This is a genomic window from Paenibacillus sp. EC2-1 (assembly GCF_049311625.1).
Classification (GTDB): Bacteria; Bacillota; Bacilli; order Paenibacillales; family Paenibacillaceae; genus Paenibacillus_AQ.
Genome location: NZ_CP186006.1, coordinates 4,278,362 through 4,298,870 on the forward strand (window position 1 = coordinate 4,278,362; position 20,509 = coordinate 4,298,870).

General features: G+C 43.5%; 16 protein-coding genes, 2 tRNA genes and 1 other annotated feature. Of the genes, 1 reads left to right on the plus strand and 17 read right to left on the minus strand.

Annotated features, from left to right (window positions below):
• Nucleotides 1-10: 10 nt before the first annotated feature.
• The 6 genes from pheS to ACK8P5_RS19945 all read right to left on the minus strand — a co-directional run bounded on the left by pheS (nt 11) and on the right by ACK8P5_RS19945 (nt 7,865).
• Nucleotides 11-1,045, minus strand: coding sequence for a phenylalanine--tRNA ligase subunit alpha (gene pheS, locus ACK8P5_RS19920; RefSeq protein ID WP_422657991.1), 1,035 nt, complete (start codon nt 1,043-1,045; stop codon nt 11-13).
• A 74-nt stretch (nt 1,046-1,119) separates the two neighbouring features.
• Nucleotides 1,120-1,381, minus strand: a binding site (T-box leader).
• Nucleotides 1,382-1,470: 89 nt separating this feature from the next.
• A complete protein-coding gene (locus ACK8P5_RS19925) occupies nt 1,471-2,307 on the minus strand; it encodes a nucleotidyltransferase domain-containing protein (RefSeq protein WP_422657992.1) in 837 nt (278 codons plus the stop codon).
• A gap of 87 nt (nt 2,308-2,394) precedes the next feature.
• Nucleotides 2,395-4,248, minus strand: a complete 1,854-nt coding sequence (gene abc-f / locus ACK8P5_RS19930) for a ribosomal protection-like ABC-F family protein (RefSeq protein ID WP_422657993.1) — start codon at nt 4,246-4,248, stop codon at nt 2,395-2,397.
• 395 nt (nt 4,249-4,643) lie between these two features.
• The gene (locus tag ACK8P5_RS19935; RefSeq protein ID WP_422657994.1) at nt 4,644-5,609 is read right to left on the minus strand and encodes a 2,3-diaminopropionate biosynthesis protein SbnB; all 966 of its coding nucleotides are present in this window, start codon (nt 5,607-5,609) and stop codon (nt 4,644-4,646) included.
• A gap of 3 nt (nt 5,610-5,612) precedes the next feature.
• Nucleotides 5,613-6,590, minus strand: coding sequence for a 2,3-diaminopropionate biosynthesis protein SbnA (sbnA, locus tag ACK8P5_RS19940; protein ID WP_422657995.1), 978 nt, complete (start codon nt 6,588-6,590; stop codon nt 5,613-5,615).
• Nucleotides 6,591-7,865: a CoF synthetase gene (locus ACK8P5_RS19945; RefSeq protein WP_422657996.1), complete on the minus strand. Its 1,275-nt coding sequence runs from the start codon at nt 7,863-7,865 to the stop codon at nt 6,591-6,593.
• A gap of 216 nt (nt 7,866-8,081) precedes the next feature.
• On the opposite strand from ACK8P5_RS19945, the gene ACK8P5_RS19950 reads away from it, so the two are divergent.
• Nucleotides 8,082-8,876: a YheC/YheD family protein gene (locus ACK8P5_RS19950; protein WP_422657997.1), complete on the plus strand. Its 795-nt coding sequence runs from the start codon at nt 8,082-8,084 to the stop codon at nt 8,874-8,876.
• Nucleotides 8,877-9,016: 140 nt separating this feature from the next.
• On the opposite strand, the gene ACK8P5_RS19955 is transcribed toward ACK8P5_RS19950, so the two are convergent.
• The 11 genes from ACK8P5_RS19955 to ilvC form a co-directional block, all read right to left on the minus strand.
• A tRNA-Gly gene (locus ACK8P5_RS19955) sits at nt 9,017-9,090 on the minus strand.
• Between the two features lie 11 nt (nt 9,091-9,101).
• Nucleotides 9,102-9,175: transfer RNA gene (locus ACK8P5_RS19960), tRNA-Pro, on the minus strand.
• 114 nt (nt 9,176-9,289) lie between these two features.
• Nucleotides 9,290-11,395 carry a bifunctional diguanylate cyclase/phosphodiesterase gene (locus ACK8P5_RS19965; RefSeq protein ID WP_422657998.1) on the minus strand — a complete coding sequence of 702 codons (2,106 nt, stop codon included), beginning with the start codon at nt 11,393-11,395 and terminating at the stop codon, nt 9,290-9,292.
• A gap of 273 nt (nt 11,396-11,668) precedes the next feature.
• Nucleotides 11,669-12,625: an aldolase catalytic domain-containing protein gene (locus ACK8P5_RS19970; RefSeq protein ID WP_422657999.1), complete on the minus strand. Its 957-nt coding sequence runs from the start codon at nt 12,623-12,625 to the stop codon at nt 11,669-11,671.
• A gap of 171 nt (nt 12,626-12,796) precedes the next feature.
• Nucleotides 12,797-13,921 (minus strand): ATP-binding protein, encoded by a 1,125-nt coding sequence (locus ACK8P5_RS19975; protein WP_422658000.1) that lies wholly within the window; start codon nt 13,919-13,921, stop codon nt 12,797-12,799.
• 320 nt (nt 13,922-14,241) lie between these two features.
• A complete protein-coding gene (locus ACK8P5_RS19980; protein WP_422658001.1) occupies nt 14,242-14,649 on the minus strand; it encodes a hypothetical protein in 408 nt (135 codons plus the stop codon).
• Between the two features lie 276 nt (nt 14,650-14,925).
• Nucleotides 14,926-15,465 carry a peroxiredoxin gene (locus ACK8P5_RS19985; protein WP_422658002.1) on the minus strand — a complete coding sequence of 180 codons (540 nt, stop codon included), beginning with the start codon at nt 15,463-15,465 and terminating at the stop codon, nt 14,926-14,928.
• 132 nt (nt 15,466-15,597) lie between these two features.
• Nucleotides 15,598-16,677, minus strand: a complete 1,080-nt coding sequence (gene leuB, locus ACK8P5_RS19990; RefSeq protein ID WP_422658003.1) for a 3-isopropylmalate dehydrogenase — start codon at nt 16,675-16,677, stop codon at nt 15,598-15,600.
• 143 nt (nt 16,678-16,820) lie between these two features.
• A complete protein-coding gene (locus ACK8P5_RS19995) occupies nt 16,821-17,564 on the minus strand; it encodes a hypothetical protein (protein ID WP_422658004.1) in 744 nt (247 codons plus the stop codon).
• A 183-nt stretch (nt 17,565-17,747) separates the two neighbouring features.
• Nucleotides 17,748-19,286 (minus strand): 2-isopropylmalate synthase, encoded by a 1,539-nt coding sequence (locus tag ACK8P5_RS20000; protein WP_422658005.1) that lies wholly within the window; start codon nt 19,284-19,286, stop codon nt 17,748-17,750.
• A 108-nt stretch (nt 19,287-19,394) separates the two neighbouring features.
• On the minus strand, nt 19,395-20,387 hold the full coding sequence (gene ilvC / locus ACK8P5_RS20005) for a ketol-acid reductoisomerase (RefSeq protein ID WP_422658006.1): 993 nt from the start codon (nt 20,385-20,387) through the stop codon (nt 19,395-19,397).
• Nucleotides 20,388-20,509 lie beyond the last annotated feature (122 nt).

Consider the following 20,509-nt stretch of genomic DNA (forward strand, 5'->3'; position numbering starts at 1 on the left):
TTGTTTAAAGTTATATCCGTGCAAACTGCTTCAAGAATGACATATCGTTATTGTAGAAATGACGGATGTCGTCCACACCATATTTCAGCATCGCAATCCGCTCTACGCCCATACCAAATGCAAATCCGCTGTACTTCTCAGGATCATATCCGCCCATCTCGAGCACTTTCGGGTGAACCATTCCGCAACCCAAAATTTCGAGCCATCCTGTTTGTTTACATACACGACAGCCGCTGCCACCGCATCTTACACAAGATACATCAACTTCAGCACTCGGCTCTGTGAATGGGAAGAAACTCGGACGTAGTCTGATTTGGGTGTTATCACCGAACATCTCACGCACAAATTGCAGCAAAGTTCCCTTTAAATCGCTCATGCGAATGTTGCTACCGATCACAAGTCCTTCAATCTGGTGGAACTGAAAGGAGTGAGTTGCATCATCGTCATCACGGCGGAATACCCGTCCCGGACAGATAATCTTAACGGGTGTTTCCCCCTTCATATCAAGCATAGTCCGCGCCTGAACTGGCGAAGTCTGTGTACGCATGAGCAAATCATCCGTTAAATAGAAGGAGTCCTGCATATCACGAGCCGGATGATTTTTCGGCAGGTTGAGCGCTTCGAAGTTAAAATAATCCGTTTCTACCTCTGGTCCTTCAGCTACACGGTAACCCATACCGATAAAGATATCCTCGATATCCTGAATCACTCTACTCAGTGGGTGAATAGAACCTTGAGTCATTTTGCGTCCCGGTAGTGTAACGTCAACCTTCTCTGCACGAAGACGCTCTTCCGTCTCCTTCCGCTGAAAGTCCTCTTGTTTACTTGTGATCACGGATTCAATAGCTCCGCGTACTTCATTACCGATCTGTCCAATGACAGGACGTTCTTCAGCACTCAGCGATCCCATCCCTCTCAGAATTTCGGTCAGAGCACCTTTCTTCCCCAAATACTTAACACGCAGATCATTCAGTGCTTGCGGATCTGTAACCTCCTGCAGTTGGGCCAGTGCCTCCTGCTTTAGTGCTTCCAATTTTTCTTTCATGGCCTTTCATGCCCCCTTCAACAATCTCAATTAGACATACAAGTTCAACTCAACAAAAAAAGGCCTTTTCTCCCGAAAGGGACGAAAAGACCGTGGTACCACCCTTGTTAGCCTGCTTTAAATGACAAGAATAACGATTGTCATCAAGCAATATGCTCACTTTAACCGACATAACGTGTCGGAAGCCGATATCCCCTACTTGGACAGCAAGAGCTGTGTTCAAGGAACTGCTCCGGAGCGAACTTCAACAGCCTGTTTCTGTAGAGACGCTCTCAATCATTGACGTCTCCTCCCTGTAAAGAGGCACTGCCTACTCTTCTCCATCAACGCATTTACATTGTTCAACTTATATGCCTATATTATATTCAATTATGTCTTGTATGACAAGTTCATATGCCTAATTCACCGCCTGATAAAGCGCCATATTATTGATCAATAAGCGTCTCGGTTTCTTGAACAAGCTGTCGAAGAATATCTACACCCTGACGCGTGCTTTCTTCGTGTACTGAGAGAAGAGTTATAACCTGATCAATTCTAGACTTGTAATCCTTCGGTGCAATAAGAAAATCATTTACCAGTGCCACCGCTTTTTTCTCATTCACACAATATTGCTCATTCTTAGCAAATAACACTTGATTCAAACAAGATATTGTCCGGAAACAACAACCTGCAACATACGAACTATCATCTTTGTAAACATTGCTAATTGCATGTTGTAAAGAGAATGCGGCTTCAAACCCGAAATATCCAATTAACGCATTCTTCAAAGCTTCCGGATAGGGAGTTGTCTTGGATTTCAGTTGTGCTATCTGCCTCTTCGGGTCGGATAAAACTTTACATATCGATATTTCACCCATATACATTACATTCAGAAAACCGTGCGGATGGCCAGTATGATAATGTGTCGAAACCTCGCCTGTTATACAATCGCCTACCACCTGCGACACTCGATTGATGTCACGAAGAATCAAGTCCACATGATAGCCCTGTACAACTAACCATCCTCCCGCATTCACCCAAGGCCCCCATCCACCGATCGATGTAACTAAGCCTTCTCTTTGTTCATCATCCAGCTTGGAAGCGATACGATTAATATCTTCAATATTAAACCCTAAGGACATGTCGTAATATATGCCAATATCGATATCAGAATTTGGTCCGTGATTTCCTCGGGCCCTTGATCCACCCAGAACAATCCCTACAATACCTGGTAAGCCATTCAGTGCGTTTGCGATATGATGCACAACTTCATCTGCAACCATTTGGATCAACTCCTCAACTATTGGTTCAGGCTCAATGAACATTAGACCCCATGCTCAGATTCAGTCTGAGCATGGGGCGAAGTATCGTTAACCGCGCAACTGTTCCAGCTCCTGTCGAAGCGCCCTAATTTCCGATAATTGCTGGGCTTCTTGAGCACTGCTATCCGGTGTCCTTTCAAGAAGCTCCTGAATTCTGAACTCCAGCTCCATCCGTCGATTTTCTTTTTGGCTATCTCCTCTGATCACATGAACTCGGGAATTCTGCTCCTCTTCCTCTTCGACACTGCCTTCAAACCATACAGCTTGCTCCCCCTTAGTTAATGTAAGGAGACGATTCGCAAGCTTCCGCACCAGATAACGGTCATGGGAAACGAGCGCTATGGCGCCCGGATAATCTCCAAGGACCTGCTCAATCACCTCTCTCGTATCTACATCAAGGTAATTCGTCGGTTCATCAAGAACTAAGAGATGAGCTCCACTGAAATACAGTTTAAGAAAAGCAGCTCTGCACTTCTCCCCCATGCTTAAATCACCAATCTTCTTAAACACATCATCTCGGCTGAACAGAAAACAACCAAGAAGCGTTCTTGCGCGGCTCTGAGTCATATCCGGCAGAACCAACAAACTATCGATTAGTGTGCTATCCGTATTTAATCCGCTCAGTTCCTGCGAGAAATAACCAATTTTCAAGGCAGGATGTCTTACGATCTTGCCTTGATTCGGTTCAATCTCACCCATTAGTAGCTTAAGCAGTGTTGTCTTCCCACTTCCGTTCGGCCCTCGAATTGCCAATCGATCCCCACGAGATAATTGAAACTGAAGCTTAGTGAATAAAATTTGATCACCATAACCAAAACCCATATCTTCCACACGCATTAACATACGGGCGCCTAAGGCTTCCCCACTCAGCTTCATGTTCAGTTTTGGACCATTTCGCGGCTTATCCACCGCCTCTGCATCAAGACGTTCGAGTTCCTTTTGCTTGGCATGATAACGAGAAATGTTCTTTTTGGCTTTAGCCTTGTAGAAACTTGCTGTAATTTTCACTTCATTCTGATGACTCGCTGAATTATGTGCCTGATGAAACCATTCCTGATATCTGCGGATGGACTCTTCAAGCGCCTTTCGGGCTAATTCCTGCTTCCGGTTCAGCGCTTCCTGCTCTCGTAATTCTCGTTCTTTCTCTTGCCGATATGCAGAGTATCCTCCCTTATATCGCTTCAATCCCTCGGACGTTAATTCACACGTGGCTGTAGCCACCTTATCCATGAATTCACGATCATGGGAGACAAATAATACCGTCCCCTTGTAAGCCAACAGCCACTGCTCAAGCCATATTAAACTCTCGCTATCCAGATGGTTCGTTGGCTCATCTAGGATAAGGAGCTGAGGCTCTGATACAAGCAGGGAAGCTAAATGAGTACGCGTCTTTTGCCCTCCACTTAATTCCTTGAAAGGTATATGCCATAGCTGGGGACCGATCCCAAGCATACTCATCGCCTTCTCCACTTCAGTTTCCCACTGAAAACCATTTCTTGTCTCATATTGGTCCAATAAATTCCCATACTTCTCAAGCAGCTCTGCCCCTTCATCATGACTTGGAAGCTGCATAGACTGTTCCAGCTCAGCCATTTGATGCTTCATTCGCCACAACTGTTCATTACTCTCCCGCCGAACCGTTTGAAGGGCTGATAGACTATCCTCCGACTCGTCCTGCTGCCTAAGCCACCCGAAGCGATCGCGAGAAATTCTAACCTCTACATGCCCCGTGTTAGGATTGCGATCACCCGTCAAAATAGACAAAAGTGTTGATTTACCCGAACCATTTCTACCAAAGAGAGCTACACGCTCCCCCTCAGCAATTTCTAATTGAACATTCGAGAACAACTGAACTCCCTGCATTTCAATGCTTATATCTGATGCTTTTAATATAGTCGTCATATTCCTCATCCTTTCCAAGTGAAAACTCACAAAAAAACCGCAGACGGCTGTCTGCGGCGGATGATAGGAATTGTATACCTGAAAATAATTATGAGGCTCTAGAGAATATTTCAAAGGCTGCTCATTCCACACACAGCCGCTTCTTAGATGCATCAAAGAAGCAAAAATCCCCGAACAAGTCTCAATTGATTCATACGAAGTCACCGTATCATCTTTTTCAGACACACCAAATCTTCCTCTCTACCGCCGTAGAGAAAACGCCTGCATAACATCTCGCAGTTGTCGAAAGAAAAAGGTGTCTTACTTCATCGGATTCGGTTACCTCACATTTCTTGGAATGAATTGGCCCCATTATACAATATGCTCTCCACATTGTCTACCCGCTATTTCCTATATCAATTCAGATTGACGCCAATACCAAGCCTTTGTGCCTTACGCCAATAATAACCTGCAACGCCTATGTCAAAGATCGCCAAACCCATGGGATTGAAAAATACAGTCCCCTGTACTTCACTGTTCAAAAGCCCATCACGACATACCACATCAGCAAGCGTGATAACATCCGTAGACTGCAGCCCATATTTGAGATGAAGCTGTTCCACATCCGTATTCTCACGACATACTTCCTTCCAATCATCTACCACGATAGATTGAACGTCCACCATACAATCGGCAATATAATCCCGAAGGGATACGCCAAGCAGCAATGCTCCATTTTTTGGTGCTTCGTCAATATAGCGTTTATTCGAAACCGTGCAAGTAGCTATCACATCGGATTCCCGATATGCTGTTTGCCAACGATCTGCGATGACTGTAATATTCCTTAGTTCCGCTTTGACCGTCGACAGCTCAATCCCTCGGAGGTCGTATAAAGTAACACTCTCCAGCCTTTCTCCAAGGAGAGCGGCACACATATCAAGATGGAGCCGACCAATAGGTCCCCATCCGATAATACCTAGCTTGATTCTTTCAATCTGTCTAGCCTCAATATAGGCATCGAGCATGACTCCACTTACAGCCGCTGTGCGAAGTCCACTCAATAGCCCACTATTAAGAAATGCTAGCGGCTCACCTGTCGTTGCATCATTCAAAATGAGCGTGTTATGCGCTCTCGGCAGTCCGTGGAGATGATTATTCGGAAAGCTTGCAATCCATTTCATCCCGGCCAGATCATGTGCCCCTCCGACATAAGCAGGCATCGCAATTATCCGATTCTCTGGATTTTTGAATCTCAAATAAGGTTTTAAAGGGTGTACACACTCCCCCTCATCCTGCGTTCGCATGACATCCCGTATGATATCTGTTAACTCATGCCAGTTGATACCAAGCGTCTGAATATGTGTATCATTCAAGTACAACATACACTATTCCCCCTGCATCTTTCGAGGCGAGAAACCCAGCTTACGCTCTACCCAATCGTCATTAAACACCGTATCCAAATATCGCTCCCCCCGATCAGGCAAAATAGCGACGCATACAGCTCCTTTTGGAATATTAGCTTTCATGTTAAAGATTGCTGAGATCACTCCACCTGAGGATGCCCCCGCCATAATCGATTCCCTATCGATTAATTGTCGACAGCCCTCTATGCAATCCCGATCCGTTACATACTGCACTTTATCTGCAATCCCCTGCTCAAAAAGCCCAGGAACAATGCCTGCGCCCAGACCCGGGAATTGACGTGGCCCCTTCACCCCTCCAAATATAACGCTTCCTGAGGCGTCCACTGCGATAACCTTTGTTGGTAGCTGATTTGACTTGATATAATCCGAACATCCGCGAATCGTACCACAAGAACTCACACCACAAAACAAATAATCCACAGTGTGAAGAACATCGCAAATCTCCTTCATCGTCATCTCGTTATGAGCTAGACTGTTGTCTGTATTTCCATACTGATTCGTCCAATAAGCATGTGGAATTTGTTCAACTAGCTCTTGAACACGGCGTATACGAGCCGGAAGAAATTCTCCTGTCTGTTCGTCGGGTTCGCTTACAAGATCAATCTCTCCTCCGAAGCTGCGAATGATGCTCTTGTGCTGCTCTGTCGTCCGGGGATCTACAACACATATAAAGCGTAATCCCAAATAGCGACATAATTGCGCCAGACTAATGGCTAAGTTGCCTGAGCTAGATTCTACTACTACACTCTTCTCTGTAATTTCCCCTCTGCTTATCGCTTCTTTCAATAAGTAAAGTGCAGGTCGATCCTTCGCGCTACCTCCCGGATTCATCCCTTCTAACTTTCCGTAAACATCAAAAGACTCCCCTTGAAACAATCTAGACAATCGAATGAGCGGTGTGCGTCCAACGGCGTCAACAATTCCTCCTTCAAGCTTCATCTAAGACCCCTCAACTTTGTCATAATAAATTTTTTTGTGTTTAATTCTACTGCGCTGCTCATCATCATCAAAACTGCCCCTCACCACTTGAATATGGCCCAGTATTCCTGAATGAATCATGGACCCAATGGCAGGTATGCGTTCTTCCAACGCTTGCTTTAACGCTTCGAGAACCTCTTCGGAGCCGGAATGGATGGTATCCGGATTTATAGAATCATGACCTTCAGGATTATAAACAATCACCTTCAGCCTATTTCCTTCTACATGAACTCGTACACTACTCATCTGTCCCAAATGTTGATTAACAACATTTTCAATATCGTACACACTTATTTTCTCACCATGCTTCAAATCAGGTCCGATCCGCTTCACAATACTTTGAAAGCTCATTCTCTCCATGTCATCTACTAGGATCGGACGTAGATCACGCACTACATCATAGGTTACGTAACGAATGGCAGGAAAAGCCTCTCTTACAGATGAGGTTAGAACAAGCACTTGCTCATCATCAGGTAAAGGATCAAGCCCGTCTTCGAGCAACTCTGTCCCTATACCCTCAGCAATGAGTCCATCGGCAAACAAGTAACGCCCATATTCCGGTGAATAATATGCCAGCGTCCCAATTTCAATTGACCCATACGTATCCGTAATCTGATCTTCTGTAATCCCTAAGCGATCAGCAACTTGACGTATCCAACCCCGAGGGGCCATTTCACCAACGAGAATGACATGCTTGATCCCATACAATTCTGGACGTTCAGAGCGCAACAGAATACGCTCTAAAATAGAAGGCATCGTGTAGAGTACCTCTGGCTTAAAATGCTGTAACCGTGCTAAATGCCCCTCAATAGGAAGCGTAAAAGGAATAGAATCGACCTCAAACCCCAGCTGCCTGAACACTTCTAAAGCTGTCGCCTCTGCATGCCCCGTTCCCATATCAGCTAGTGCCTTTCGATAGCCCGATGATCCTAAAATAGTACGGAATACATCCAGCTTGATTCTCATGTACGACTCTTCATCTGCTTTAGAATAATAAATGCTCTTACGTCTCCCCGAGCTCGTGCCAGAGGTGCGATATTCATAAAGACCATTTAATCTAACAAGCGGGTTGTCTGAGGCATAGTAATGCTGTTCCAGAACAGACGCCGTCATAAGTGGAAGTTGTTTCAATTCGATCTCTTTGTCCTTCTCCATAGGTCCAAGCCATGAGATATACCAAGGGCAATAACTACCCATCCGCCCAACGATCTGATTAATACGATATGACGAGACCATAGCCTGGCCTCCTCTCCCATAAGGTACAGTTGCCTAAATATACAATTCACTGTATGCAAGAGATAAGCATCTTGTTCATACGTCGATATCCAGTAATAAAAAATATAAGCATTAATCATTCATGCGTAGGCTGCGAACCATACAACCCCATGGTTCCGACCGTATAATGGACTGTTAAGCTACTCACACGCCTATTACAAAAGAAAGGAGATCGATATGACTAAAAGAAATTTAGTAAGTAAAATGCTCAAAACTAAGCTTTTACTAATCAGTCCGGAACTTGCGAAACACATCCCACTCACAAAACATTTGAACCGGTCTATGCTATCCAGCATGCTTCATGAGTATAGTATGGTCTATGTGAAGCCCGATTCAGGTGCTCAAGGAAAAGGTGTTATCCGCGTTGATAAAATAAAACAAGGTTATCGTTATCAGCATGGTTTTGATGTACACACTTTCACAACTTTTGATTCCATGTATTCTTCCATCTCTAAACATTTTGGTAATAAACCATACCTTGTGCAAAAGGGGATCCATCTGCTCAAATATAAAGGGCGTCCGTTCGATTTTAGAGTTATGATCCAGCGTAATCCGAAGCGCATGTGGGAATGCACTGGCACACTCGCACGTCTTGCTCATCCAGGAAAAGCGGTCACCAATGGGAGCCAAGGAGGCACGATCTACGATCCTTCCATATTGCTAGCTTCTTTTGCTGACAAAAAAAAGACTGCAGCTGTGCTGCGAACGATGAATAAACTTGCACATATCACAGCGCTCAAGTTAAGCCAGACAGATCCTCGACTGAACGAGCTCGGTTTAGATATAGCTCTGGACCAGAAGCTTACGCCATGGATCTTGGAAGTAAACACCTCTCCTGATGCAGCGCCATTCTCCCTATTGCCCAATCCCCAAATCATTCGAACCATTGTGGCATACGGCAAAGCCTATGGGAAACAACATCGAACGAAATGCACGAAAGCAAAAAAAGCGCCTATAAGCGCAAAAGCATGAACATGAGATTTCACCCGTAATATTTAAGAACGACGGAAGGGGAATATCGAGTGTTCGATATTCCCCTTCCGTCGTTCTGGTATAACAAAAAAAAGCCTCCAATGCTATGCTTAGCATCTGGAGACTTGGTAGTTTAAGAATGGAGCGGGTGATGGGAATCGAACCCACGCTATCAGCTTGGAAGGCTGAAGTTCTACCATTGAACTACACCCGCATAAATAACAATCGGGATGACACGATTTGAACATGCGACCCCCTGGTCCCAAACCAGGTGCTCTACCAAGCTGAGCTACATCCCGTTAACATTTACGCTGTCCTGAAGACAAGAATTAATATACCATGCGATTAAAACATTTGCAACTGGTATTTTAATACAATCAAAAAAACAGGGGGAGTTTCCCTCCCCTATGTCTTCAAGAAATTAAAAATGCTCTTTCAAAATCCCATGCACCAATCGGACGACTAAAATAATATCCTTGGCCTTCGTGACATTGTTGAATTCGAAGGAAGCTCAGTTGATCCGCCGTTTCTACCCCTTCTGCTGTAACTTTCAGCTTTAGATGATGGGCCATGGTTGCAATGGTTGATACAATAGCCGCGTTATTGTTATCATCTAATATTTCATTAACAAAAGTTTTATCTATCTTTAAACGATCGATCGGAAGGTTCTTCAGATAATGTAGGGAGCTGTATCCCGTACCAAAGTCATCAATACTAATTCGGACCCCTAATTTTTTCAGCCTGTGCATTTGATCCAGTGCTGTATCTTTATCGAGTGTCATTGATTCCGTGATTTCGAGTTCTACATATTTAGGATCAAGTTGAATCTCATCCAAGATGGTTCCAATCTGCTCTGGTAAGTTAGGTTGTATAAATTGTCCTATAGAAAGATTGATTGATACACAAATCGGCTTGTAGCCTGCCTCTTGCCACTGCTTATTTTGCTGACATGCTTGTCTTAATACCCATTCCCCTAAAGGAACGATAAGCCCGATGTCCTCTGCAATGCTAATGAACTCGCCAGGATATACAATTCCTCTCTCAGGGTGATTCCATCTTACTAACGCTTCCATCCCAACCACTTGGTTGGTTTCCAACCAAACTAACGGTTGATACTCTAGGAAAAATTCTTCTCGCTCGAGTCCACGCCGTAATTCAGTCTCCATAACGAGCCTCTCCTGAGCCTTTAATTGCATGGAAGGCGTATACCGCTGTATATTAACCTGCTGTCCCTTAATGCCATGTACGGCCGTGTCAGCATTCTGAACGAGTTGATCCGCTTCAGTACCGTCTTCAGGATAGATAGCGTAGCCCGCAGAGAGTGATAGGTGATAATCACCTGAACAGAGCTGTACTGGCTCTTTAAATAAATCAATAAAGCTGACAATCCGAGAAACGATGTGTTCGGCAGACCCTTCATTAAATAGGAGAACAGCGAACTCATCACCTCCCAAGCTGTAAACTTCTTCTCCATTCTTCACTTCGCCTGTTATACGTTCTGATGCCAACTGTAGAATACGATCCCCTGCATCACGCCCCAAAGAATCATTAATTGTCTTGAAACGATTGAAATTTAAGATGACTATGGTTACCTCATCTTCCTTAGAGCCACTATTTAATAGGGTATCCAGTCGATTTATCAGTCTCCGTAGATTAGGAAGACCTGTAAGATCATCGTGATAGGCAAGGTAGCTGATCTGAGCCTCAGTCAGCATCTGCTCCTCCTCAAACGGACTATGGAACTTTTGTTGACAGCAACCACGAAGAATTAAGTAACTCCCCACACTTCCACAGATAAGCCCTAATAGATGATTTAAATCAGAAGTAAGGAAGGATTTCATAAATAATATCTGACCCAAGATAAAGAAGCATGTCCCCCGGACGAGGAAAGAATACGAGGTTACCTGTTTATATCGTCTATGAAATGCAAATACACCCAATGCAATCAAAAAGATAACAAGGATGCATGTATCTAACATGATCTTTAACATGGTCATTCCTTGTTCATTCATAAGCAGCGGTAAATGGGACTGCAAGGCGAATAGCCCTGTTATTACTGTCACAATCGCTAACGTACCCATTATAAGCACAGCAGGCTTATGTGAAGTCTTAATAGGCTGATCTCTGAAACTAAATATAAACATAACGCCTAACGAAATTACTAATTTTGATAATAGAAGCATCCACAAAGCATTATTCTCAGATATTTTCCACTGAAACAACGGAAAACCAATTATACCTAAGGTATGGATAAGGTCAGGGATCAGTGCACTTAGGAACATCAACCCTGTATAAAGTCGGTGGCGCGACATCGGATTAGAGTTATAAGTCCAAGCTTGGATAAAAACTGCAAAGCCTAAGGCCACGTTTATAACACCAACTACTAAGTAGAGGGATTCCAATCCGTTCCAATCTTGAAGCGTTTCATTCGAGGCTTGATAAAAAATAATCAGGAGGACTACAACAATAACAGCTATACTGCTTCCCACGGTTTTTCTCTCTTCTGTATTAAAACGCATGTTTAGTTGAACCCCCGTTATGACTATAGATAACAAAATGCAATTCTAAAATAATGGATTCCACGTCTTACGCGATTCTCCTGCTTTATTACCATGTAATGGATAAAATATGCGACTATTTTCGACAAATTGTCAATAAAAATTCTTATTTTCGACAAGGTATGTACTATTAACCACCCTTAATTACACAATTATTCGAAATATATGAAAATCCCCAAAGAAAAGAAGCACCTTTCCAATATAGGAAAAGTGCTTCTAATTCCTGAAGGTAAACTATTTATCAAATGTAACCTCTGGTGTTGTCAGCTTATCATAAAACTCGACACCCTTATCCTTATTCGCTGAGGCTCTTAGTGCCATTGCAGAACGAGGATGTTCATCAAGCGTACCTGTAATCATGTAAGGGATGAGGTAGCCCCACTCTTCCTTCTCACGCAGTGGAATCATAAAACGTTCAATGATATCAAGCACAGGGCGAAGCGTGTATTTGGTCCCTTTTAAATGGGTGACCAGCAATTCGGTTGGGCAATTACCAGCAGCACGTCCCATTCCATAGACAGACGCATCTAGCAATTCCACTCCATTCTCAGCGGCAATCAATGTGTTAGAGAATGCAAGTTGCATGTTGTTATGTGTATGTACACCAAGACGTTTATTAGGCAAGTGGGTTTTAAATTTATCAACCAAATATTTAAAGTCATTATGATCTAAGCTGCCATATGAATCTACAATATAAACAACGTCTACCACACTGTCCTTAATCATTTCAAACGCTTCCAGAAGTTCATTCTCCATCACGTTAGACAAGGCCATAATGTTGATTGTAGTTTCGTATCCACGATCGTGGAAGGTCTGAACCAGCTCCAATGCTTTGTCTACATCCTTGATGTAACAAGCAACACGGATAAGGTCAAGGAGACTTTCTTCGCGTGGCAAAATGTCATCTTCATCGACACGTCCAATATCTACGAGTGCTGAAAGCTTTGTTTTTCCTTTTTGAGGAATGACCTCACGAAGGAAATCATCGTTCAGAAAACGCCATGGACCTGCTTGATCGGCACCCTTTAACAGCTTTGGTGAGTTCTTATAACCGATTTCCATATAGTCCACGCCTGCCTCATTAAGGCCAGCATATAAATTTTGTACAAATTCAACGCTAAAATCCCAGTTATTCACTAATCCGCCATCACGGATCGTACAGTCTACAATCTTCGTGTTACTACTTTTCATCCAAGCTAAACTCCCTTCACCCAAGTTTTCTCTTCATCATACTTGAACGGCTGCTTAAAAGTAAAGAAAAAAGTCCGCTGTTAGCGGACTTTATCGAATTCAAGCTTCATTATTATATTGTTCGCTTGAGCATAATCGGAGGAATGACTTTTTCCAATCGTCTTCTCTTATTTAAGTACTGGGCTTCTCTATAATTGGAAGCGTTATCACAAACTCTGTCCCAGCACCGACTTCGCTTTCCACAGCAATTGAGCCCCCGTGATTTTTAATAATACGGTAGCTTACCGACAAGCCAAGCCCTGTTCCGCCTTCTTTCGTTGTAAAGAAAGGATTAAACAGATGATTCAAGGTATTCTGATCCATACCGCCGCCGTTATCGGAAATAATGATATTGACGTGCTTCTCATCTTGCTTCAAACCAATCTCAATCATCCCCGTCGTGTGATCATCTTTCTTCTCATCGATCGCATCCAGAGCATTCTTAATGAGGTTGAGGATTACCTGCTTTATCTGCTTAACATCTACCGATATATAGCTAGGGCTTTGCTCGGTATGATGAAATATAAGCTGGCACCCCTTCATAAGTGCTTCGCTCTCCGTAAGTAGTACAACCTCTTTCAACAATGAAGCAATCGGAAGAATCGTAGTCTGCGGTGCAGACGGCTTAGAAGAATTCAGAAATTCATATATAATATCATTCGCCCGATCGATCTCCGTTAAAATAATTCGTGCATACTCGTCTTTCCCCAGTCTCATTAAATGCGGCCGTAATAGCTGAATGAAGCCTCGTATGGATGTTAGTGGGTTTCGTATTTCATGAGCAATGGAAGCGGAAATTTTACCGAGCATAGCTAACTTATCATTCTGATAAGCGGTCTGTTCAATTTGTTTAAAATCCGATACATCTTTAACGCTGATTAAAAAATCGCCTTCCATCTGATCACCATACGTCATCGTGATTAACCACGATCTTCCGTATTCATCTAATAGCTCGTGGAATCTTTTTCGGTGAAATACCGTTTCACGAAAAATTCGAAGTATCTTCTTCTTCTTAAATCTGGTGAGCTGAGGATGACGCAATAATTGCGTGAGCGTTGAGCCCGTTAATGATTTACGCGGCACTCCTAACAGCTTGGCCATCTGTACATTTACAAAAGCCAGAACCCCATCGCTATCAAAAAGGATGATCCCGCTGTCGAGATTTTCCAGTATATTCTCGTATTTTGTTCTTACAAGATGATTCGGATGAAAGGATTGAATTTCCTCCAGTTCAGTTCCTCGGAATTCGCTCAACAAGATGGCTCCCCCTTTTCTCTAAAAGATGAATACGCCAAACACATTTCATGCAGACAAACTGGTTCTTTTATGCAGAAAATCCAGTACTTGTCTCTACACGTTTTCTTCATGATAGTCACGCCTGCAGGAAAACGTCAATCAGAGATACTGTCGAATATGATCATATCTCAAAAAAACGAGTTTAACGTTTACTTCTTCGCAACTACGGCTGTGTGTTTAGTATGGCATCTTTACGAGATATGGCTGCCAATCTGCTTTCGATCTGTTCGAACTAATCTCTCAACGAAAAAGCCCTCTTGACGGAGGGCTTACCATGTAGGTTAGGCTTTTTGCTGAAGCCGAAGTCGCCGTTGACTCATTACTGCAAGTCTTCTTTTTAACTCGCCTTGCCACTTCTCGTCTTGCATCCACTTCGCAACAACTAACAAGTCAAGAGACATGTCGATCTGACTTTGGACAAACTCATGTTCATCATCGGATTCCCGGTTCACTACATTCTCAAAGATCGTTGCCTCATCTTCCATAACGTAGTCCTGAAAATCCACGTGTTCCGCACCATCTCCATGCGCGTATTCAGCCAAAATTTCATATTCATTCTCAACTCGATAATGAACTTCAACCCGTTGGCATACCGGACAAAACAACAGGGGAACATTATGCACTTGAGTTCGATAATGCTTCAACGTACCTTTTGTTCCCACCATACTAGCCCCACAGCAAAAACTCATATCGTTCACCCTCCCCTGTTTTTGAATATTGTTAGAACATTGTATTCGCTTTCATTGCTTGTAATTCCTTCAATATTTAATGCTTTGTAAAAAATTGGTTCAATTGTCCTGCCCTCAAGTAAAAAGGCCTACACATATGTGATATATGTTATATATCAACCATTTTGGCAGAATTAAACGTCTGTAAAACATTTTTTTCAAAAAAACCCCACTGTCTGTAAAATAACAGACAATGAGGGTTCATTTCAAATATTATATCATTTCACAGATACAAAACTACAGGTTGCTGTCACCTGGTTTCCAATTCATGGCGCATAGTCCACCAGATTGCAGTGCTTGCAGAACACGAAGTGTTTCTTCAACACTACGCCCAATATCATTATGGTTAACAACCTGATATTTCAGATCGCCTTCTGGATCAATAATGAATAGCCCACGCAACGCGATCCCCTCTTCTTCAATCAGAACACCATACTCTCTTGAAACACTCTTTGTGATATCTGAAGCCAGTGGAAATTGCAGTGTCCCAAGTCCATTAGCAGTCTTAGGAGTGTTAATCCAAGCTTTATGACTGTGCACAGAATCAACACTTACACCGAGTACTTCTGCATCAAGTGCTTGGAATTGATCATAGGCTTGGCTTAACGCAGTAATCTCTGTAGGACATACAAAGGTGAAATCAAGCGGATAGAAGAAGAATACAAGCCACTTACCACGATAATCAGACAAGTTCACTTTACCAAAGTCTTTACCGTCTCCGGACACCATTTCCATAATAAAATCCGGTGCCGCTTTACCAACCAAACGTTCTGCCATAATTGACTCCCTCCTTCGTTATATGTAAGAACATAACTAGTTCTGTCCTACATTGCAGCTTCATATTCGGTGTACATGCTAGAATATTGAAGTCCATGAAGGAGGGCTACACATTATCACTGCTTACTTTTATTATTTGCGGATGGCTTCAGCAATCAGATCGCCCATTTGCGTAGTGCTTAATGCAGAGCTCTTATCTACTGCAATATCAGCCGTACGATGCCCTGCATCCAGTACCTCAGCTACAGCACGCTCTATAGCATCTGCCGCTTCTGCATATCCAAATGTTAGTCGATACATCAGCGCAACGGACAGGATCGTAGCGATTGGATTCGCTAATCCTTGACCTGCAATGTCCGGAGCCGATCCGTGAACGGGTTCATACAACCCGTAATCTCCTTCACCCATCGATGCAGATGCCAACATACCGATGGAACCTGTGAGCATTGCTGCCTCATCACTCAAAATATCACCGAACATATTCTCGGTTACGATGACATCAAAGCTTGCTGGACGACGAAGCAATTGCATTGCACAGTTATCTACAAGTACGTGCTCAAGTTCAACATCTGGATATTCTGGTGCAACCCGGATTACCGTTTCACGCCATAAACGCGATGTTTCAAGCACATTTGCTTTATCTACAGAAGCGAGTTTCTTACGACGTTTCTGTGCAATCTCAAATGCTTGACGGACAATGCGTTCCACTTCTGTAGTGTTGTACACGCAAGTATCAACAGCTTCTTCTCCGTTTGCTCCTTCGCGTCTAAACTTTTCACCGAAGTAAATGCCACCTGTTAACTCCCGTACCACCATAAGATCTGTGCCTTCAAGCACTTCTGGTTTCAGTGTTGAAGCATCTTTCAAGCAATCAAAGATCACTGCTGGTCGAAGGTTCGAGAACAACCCAAGTTCCTTACGAATGCCGAGCAACCCTGTTTCTGGTCGAAGTTCCTTCGAATTGTTATCCCACTTAGGACCGCCAACTGCGCCGAGCAGCACAGCATCTGCATTTTTACATACGTTTAATGTCTCTTCAGGTAGTGGAGTACCTTTCTGATCAATCGCGATTCCCCCGAACAAAGCATGCTCCGTTGTAAATGAAAGTCCGAATACATCTTCCGTACGTTTAATAATTTTTTCCGCTTCTGCTACAACTTCTGGACCAATTCCGTCTCCCGCGATAACAGCAATCTTTTTCGTTTCTGTCATGGTTAGTCACTCCTTATAGGTATGTACATATGATTCGTCCGTTTTATCCTAGTTACTGTTGTAACATATACCTTGATGGTTTGACCAAGATATAGAATCTATGAACTTAATAAGTTTTTCCTATAAGGCATTTTTGTCTTGAATCAAATCTGCTTTAACACAGACATATTCACTTCGTATTTCTCCAGAAACACTTTAAGTAACTTCTCCTGTAACTGTTTAAACCTATCCATTCCTTTTTGCGATTCATCAGCAAGTAGCTCCTGCATAAGCTTGCTGATATATAGGCTGTTGCTGTATCCCTTCATGACTTCATCACTCTGCCAGAACAGCTCATCTGTTAAACCTGTAAGGGCGATACGATGTTGCATAATCTCTTGAACAAGTTCCCGACTCTCCGCCTCGAGATTATCATCATACAAAAATGCTCGTTGCTGGCTTACCAGATTCGCCAATTCCTCTGAAGTGACGACAATACCTGAAGACTTAGCATAGTTAACCGTTAGTTGTTCTTTAATCATGTCCTGCACGATCTCTGTGTCCAAAACTGCCTGATCACTATCATTTAATTTAAGAATGAGCTCCTTATTCTTCTTCCGGAAAATAAAATCTTTCAACATGATATTTACTTCTGGACTTTTAACAAGCCAAAGATCAAGCCCAAGCTCGTCGACCCGCTGTTCCATGCTTTCAATCTCAGTAAATACTTCACGAATTAACTCTTTGTTAGCTGGAGTCAATTCCAGTCCTTCTATGTTCCTAGTGGATTCAATTTCATGAGAAACTATATCTACTTTCTGAGCAGGTTCATTCCTTGTACATCCTAACATCGCCAATAATGTGACTGTGACTAAGGCCGCTGTAACAATTCGCTTGAGGATCTTCACACGCCCCCCTCCTTGATTCACACTTACTGGTAATAACGTTAACTGTCTTAAAAAAGTTACATACAAATGGTGAATCATGTCGGCTAACACTAAAAAATGAACATAAAAAACAGGCCTCCGAATCAAATTTCGGGAGCCTGTTTATCATTCACCTATGAATAACTAGATAATTTATAAAGCATGTTATAGCGTGACGCGATCACGCCGACCAAATGTCTTACGTTTCTCAAGCAGTTGGTTAACTGCATCTACATAAGCGCGAGCACTTGCTTCCAGTATGTCTGTGCTAAGTCCACGCCCAGTTGCCGCCACATCATTTTGTGACAACACCACATGCACTTCACCTAGAGCATCCTTACCGCGAGATACAGACTTAATGGAGTAATCGGATAGAGTGACCTCTTCGGCAGTTACCTTATCGATGGCATTGTAAATCGCATCAACAGATCCATTACCTTCAGCTTCTTCTTCGACGATTCCATTCTCTGTCTCGATCGTAACCCGTGCTTTAGGAGTCGAAGCATTACCATAAGTAACAAGCATCGTTTCGAGCTTGAACACTTCCGGTGTATCTGTCAATTTCTCTTCCAGCAAGGCTAGTAAGTCATCATCTGAGACTTCTTTTTTCTTATCAGCTAATACTTTAAACTTGGCAAATGCCTCATTTACTTGTTCTTCACTCAGCTCATACCCCAGATCCAGCAGCTTCTCACGGAATGCATGGCGTCCGGAATGCTTGCCGAGCACGAGCTTACTTTCCTTGAGGCCAATCGATTCAGGCGTCATGATCTCATAGGTTGTTTTCTCTTTCAGCATACCATCCTGATGAATCCCGGATTCATGTGCGAAAGCATTAGCGCCTACAATCGCTTTGTTACCAGGAACAACCATACCCGTAAGCTTACTGACAAGACGGCTGGTACGGGCTATCTCTGTCAGTTGCAGACCTGTCTTGGCTTGGAAGAACTCTTGGCGTGTCTCAAGAGCCATTGCAATTTCTTCTATTGCGGTGTTACCAGCACGCTCCCCAATTCCATTCACCGTACCTTCGATCTGATCTGCTCCGTTCATAATAGCCGCAAGTGTATTCGCTGTCGCCATACCCAAGTCATTATGACAGTGTGCACTTAGCTGGACTTTCTCAATATCAGGAACTGTGTCTTTCAAATACTTGAAAATTGCGCCGTATTCGGATGGGTATAAATAACCGACTGTATCTGGAATATTGACAACTTTGACTCCTTCACGTACAGCCATCCCCACCATCTCGGCCATAAAATCACGCTCTGTACGTCCTGCATCCTCAAGTGAAAATTCAATTTTGGAGAAATATTTCTTAGCGTAACGGATCGCAGCTTGCGCAGTTTCCATCACCTGTTCTTTCTCCATCCGAAGTTTAAACTTGCGGTGAATCGGTGAAGTAGCTAGGAATACATGGATACATGGATCCTGTGCACCTATAAGCGCTTCGCGGACGGCATCGATGTCCTGCTCACGCGAACGGGACAGGCCAATGACTGTCACGTCTTTCACTGCTCGCGCCACAGCGTTCACAGCTGCCAAATCTCCTGGCGATGCTGCCGGAAACCCAGCTTCCATGCGGTCAATTCCCAGCTTCTCAAGCTGATGGGCAATCTCCACTTTTTCACGGGTGTTTAAGTTCACGCCGGGTGACTGCTCTCCGTCCCGCAACGTCGTATCAAAAACATAAATTTTACGCATGCTGACACCTCCTTGAAGTTTATTGCTCTAGATAAACTTCCGGCGGCTGGAACAATAGAACGTCCCATACCGCCGGCAGTTAATAAATTAGTAATACAGTATACGCTATTACTTCTTGATCCAATGCATCATTTCGCGCAGTTGAGCACCAACAACTTCTACTGGATGCTCAGATTCGTTACGGCGAGTTGCTGTTAAGAATGCACGACCTGATTGGTTCTCCAAGATAAAGTCGCGAGCGAATTTACCTTGTTGAATGTCAGACAATACTTCTTTCATTGCTTTTTTCGTTTCAGCTGTTACAATGCGAGGTCCAGTTACATAGTCACCGTACTCTGCAGTGTTACTGATGGAATCACGCATGGAAGCAAGTCCACCTTCATAGATCATATCAACGATCAGTTTCAATTCGTGCAGACACTCGAAGTATGCCATTTCTGGAGCATATCCAGCTTCAGTCAATGTTTCGAATCCAGCTTTGATCAGCTCAGATACACCACCGCATAGTACAGCTTGCTCACCGAACAAATCAGTTTCTGTTTCTTCACGGAACGAAGTTTCGATAACGCCTGCACGTGTACAACCGATACCTTTTGCATAAGCAAGACCGATTTGCTTCGCTTGACCCGTTGCATCTTTTTCAACTGCGATAAGGCCCGGAACGCCAAAGCCTTCAACATAAGTACGACGAACCATGTGACCTGGAGATTTAGGAGCTACGAGCAGGACATCGTTTTCTTTAGGAGCAACGATCTGTCCGAAATGTACGTTAAAGCCGTGGGAGAACATCAGAGCTGCACCTTTTTTCAGGTTTGGTTCGATGTCATTTTTATAAACAGCCGCTTGTGTTTCGTCAGGCATCAAGATTTGAACAACATCCGCACGACTTACAGCTTCAGCAACTGGCAACACTTCAAAACCATCATTTTTTGCTTTGTCGAAGGATTTACCTTCACGAAGACCGATAACCACATTAAGTCCGCTATCACGCAAGTTTTGCGCTTGAGCATGACCTTGGCTTCCGTAGCCGATTACGGCAATTGTTTTGTCCTTCAGTACGTTGAATTCTGCATCTTGTTCATAGTAAGTAGTTACTGGCATTTTAAAAGTCCTCCTTTAATTTGAAACCCTTCATGAATGAGCGGGTATTTCAATAGACCCGGTTGTTCTTCCCGATCTCCTGAAACACCCGCTCCTCACGTGTCCGGGTGTGTATCTCATCT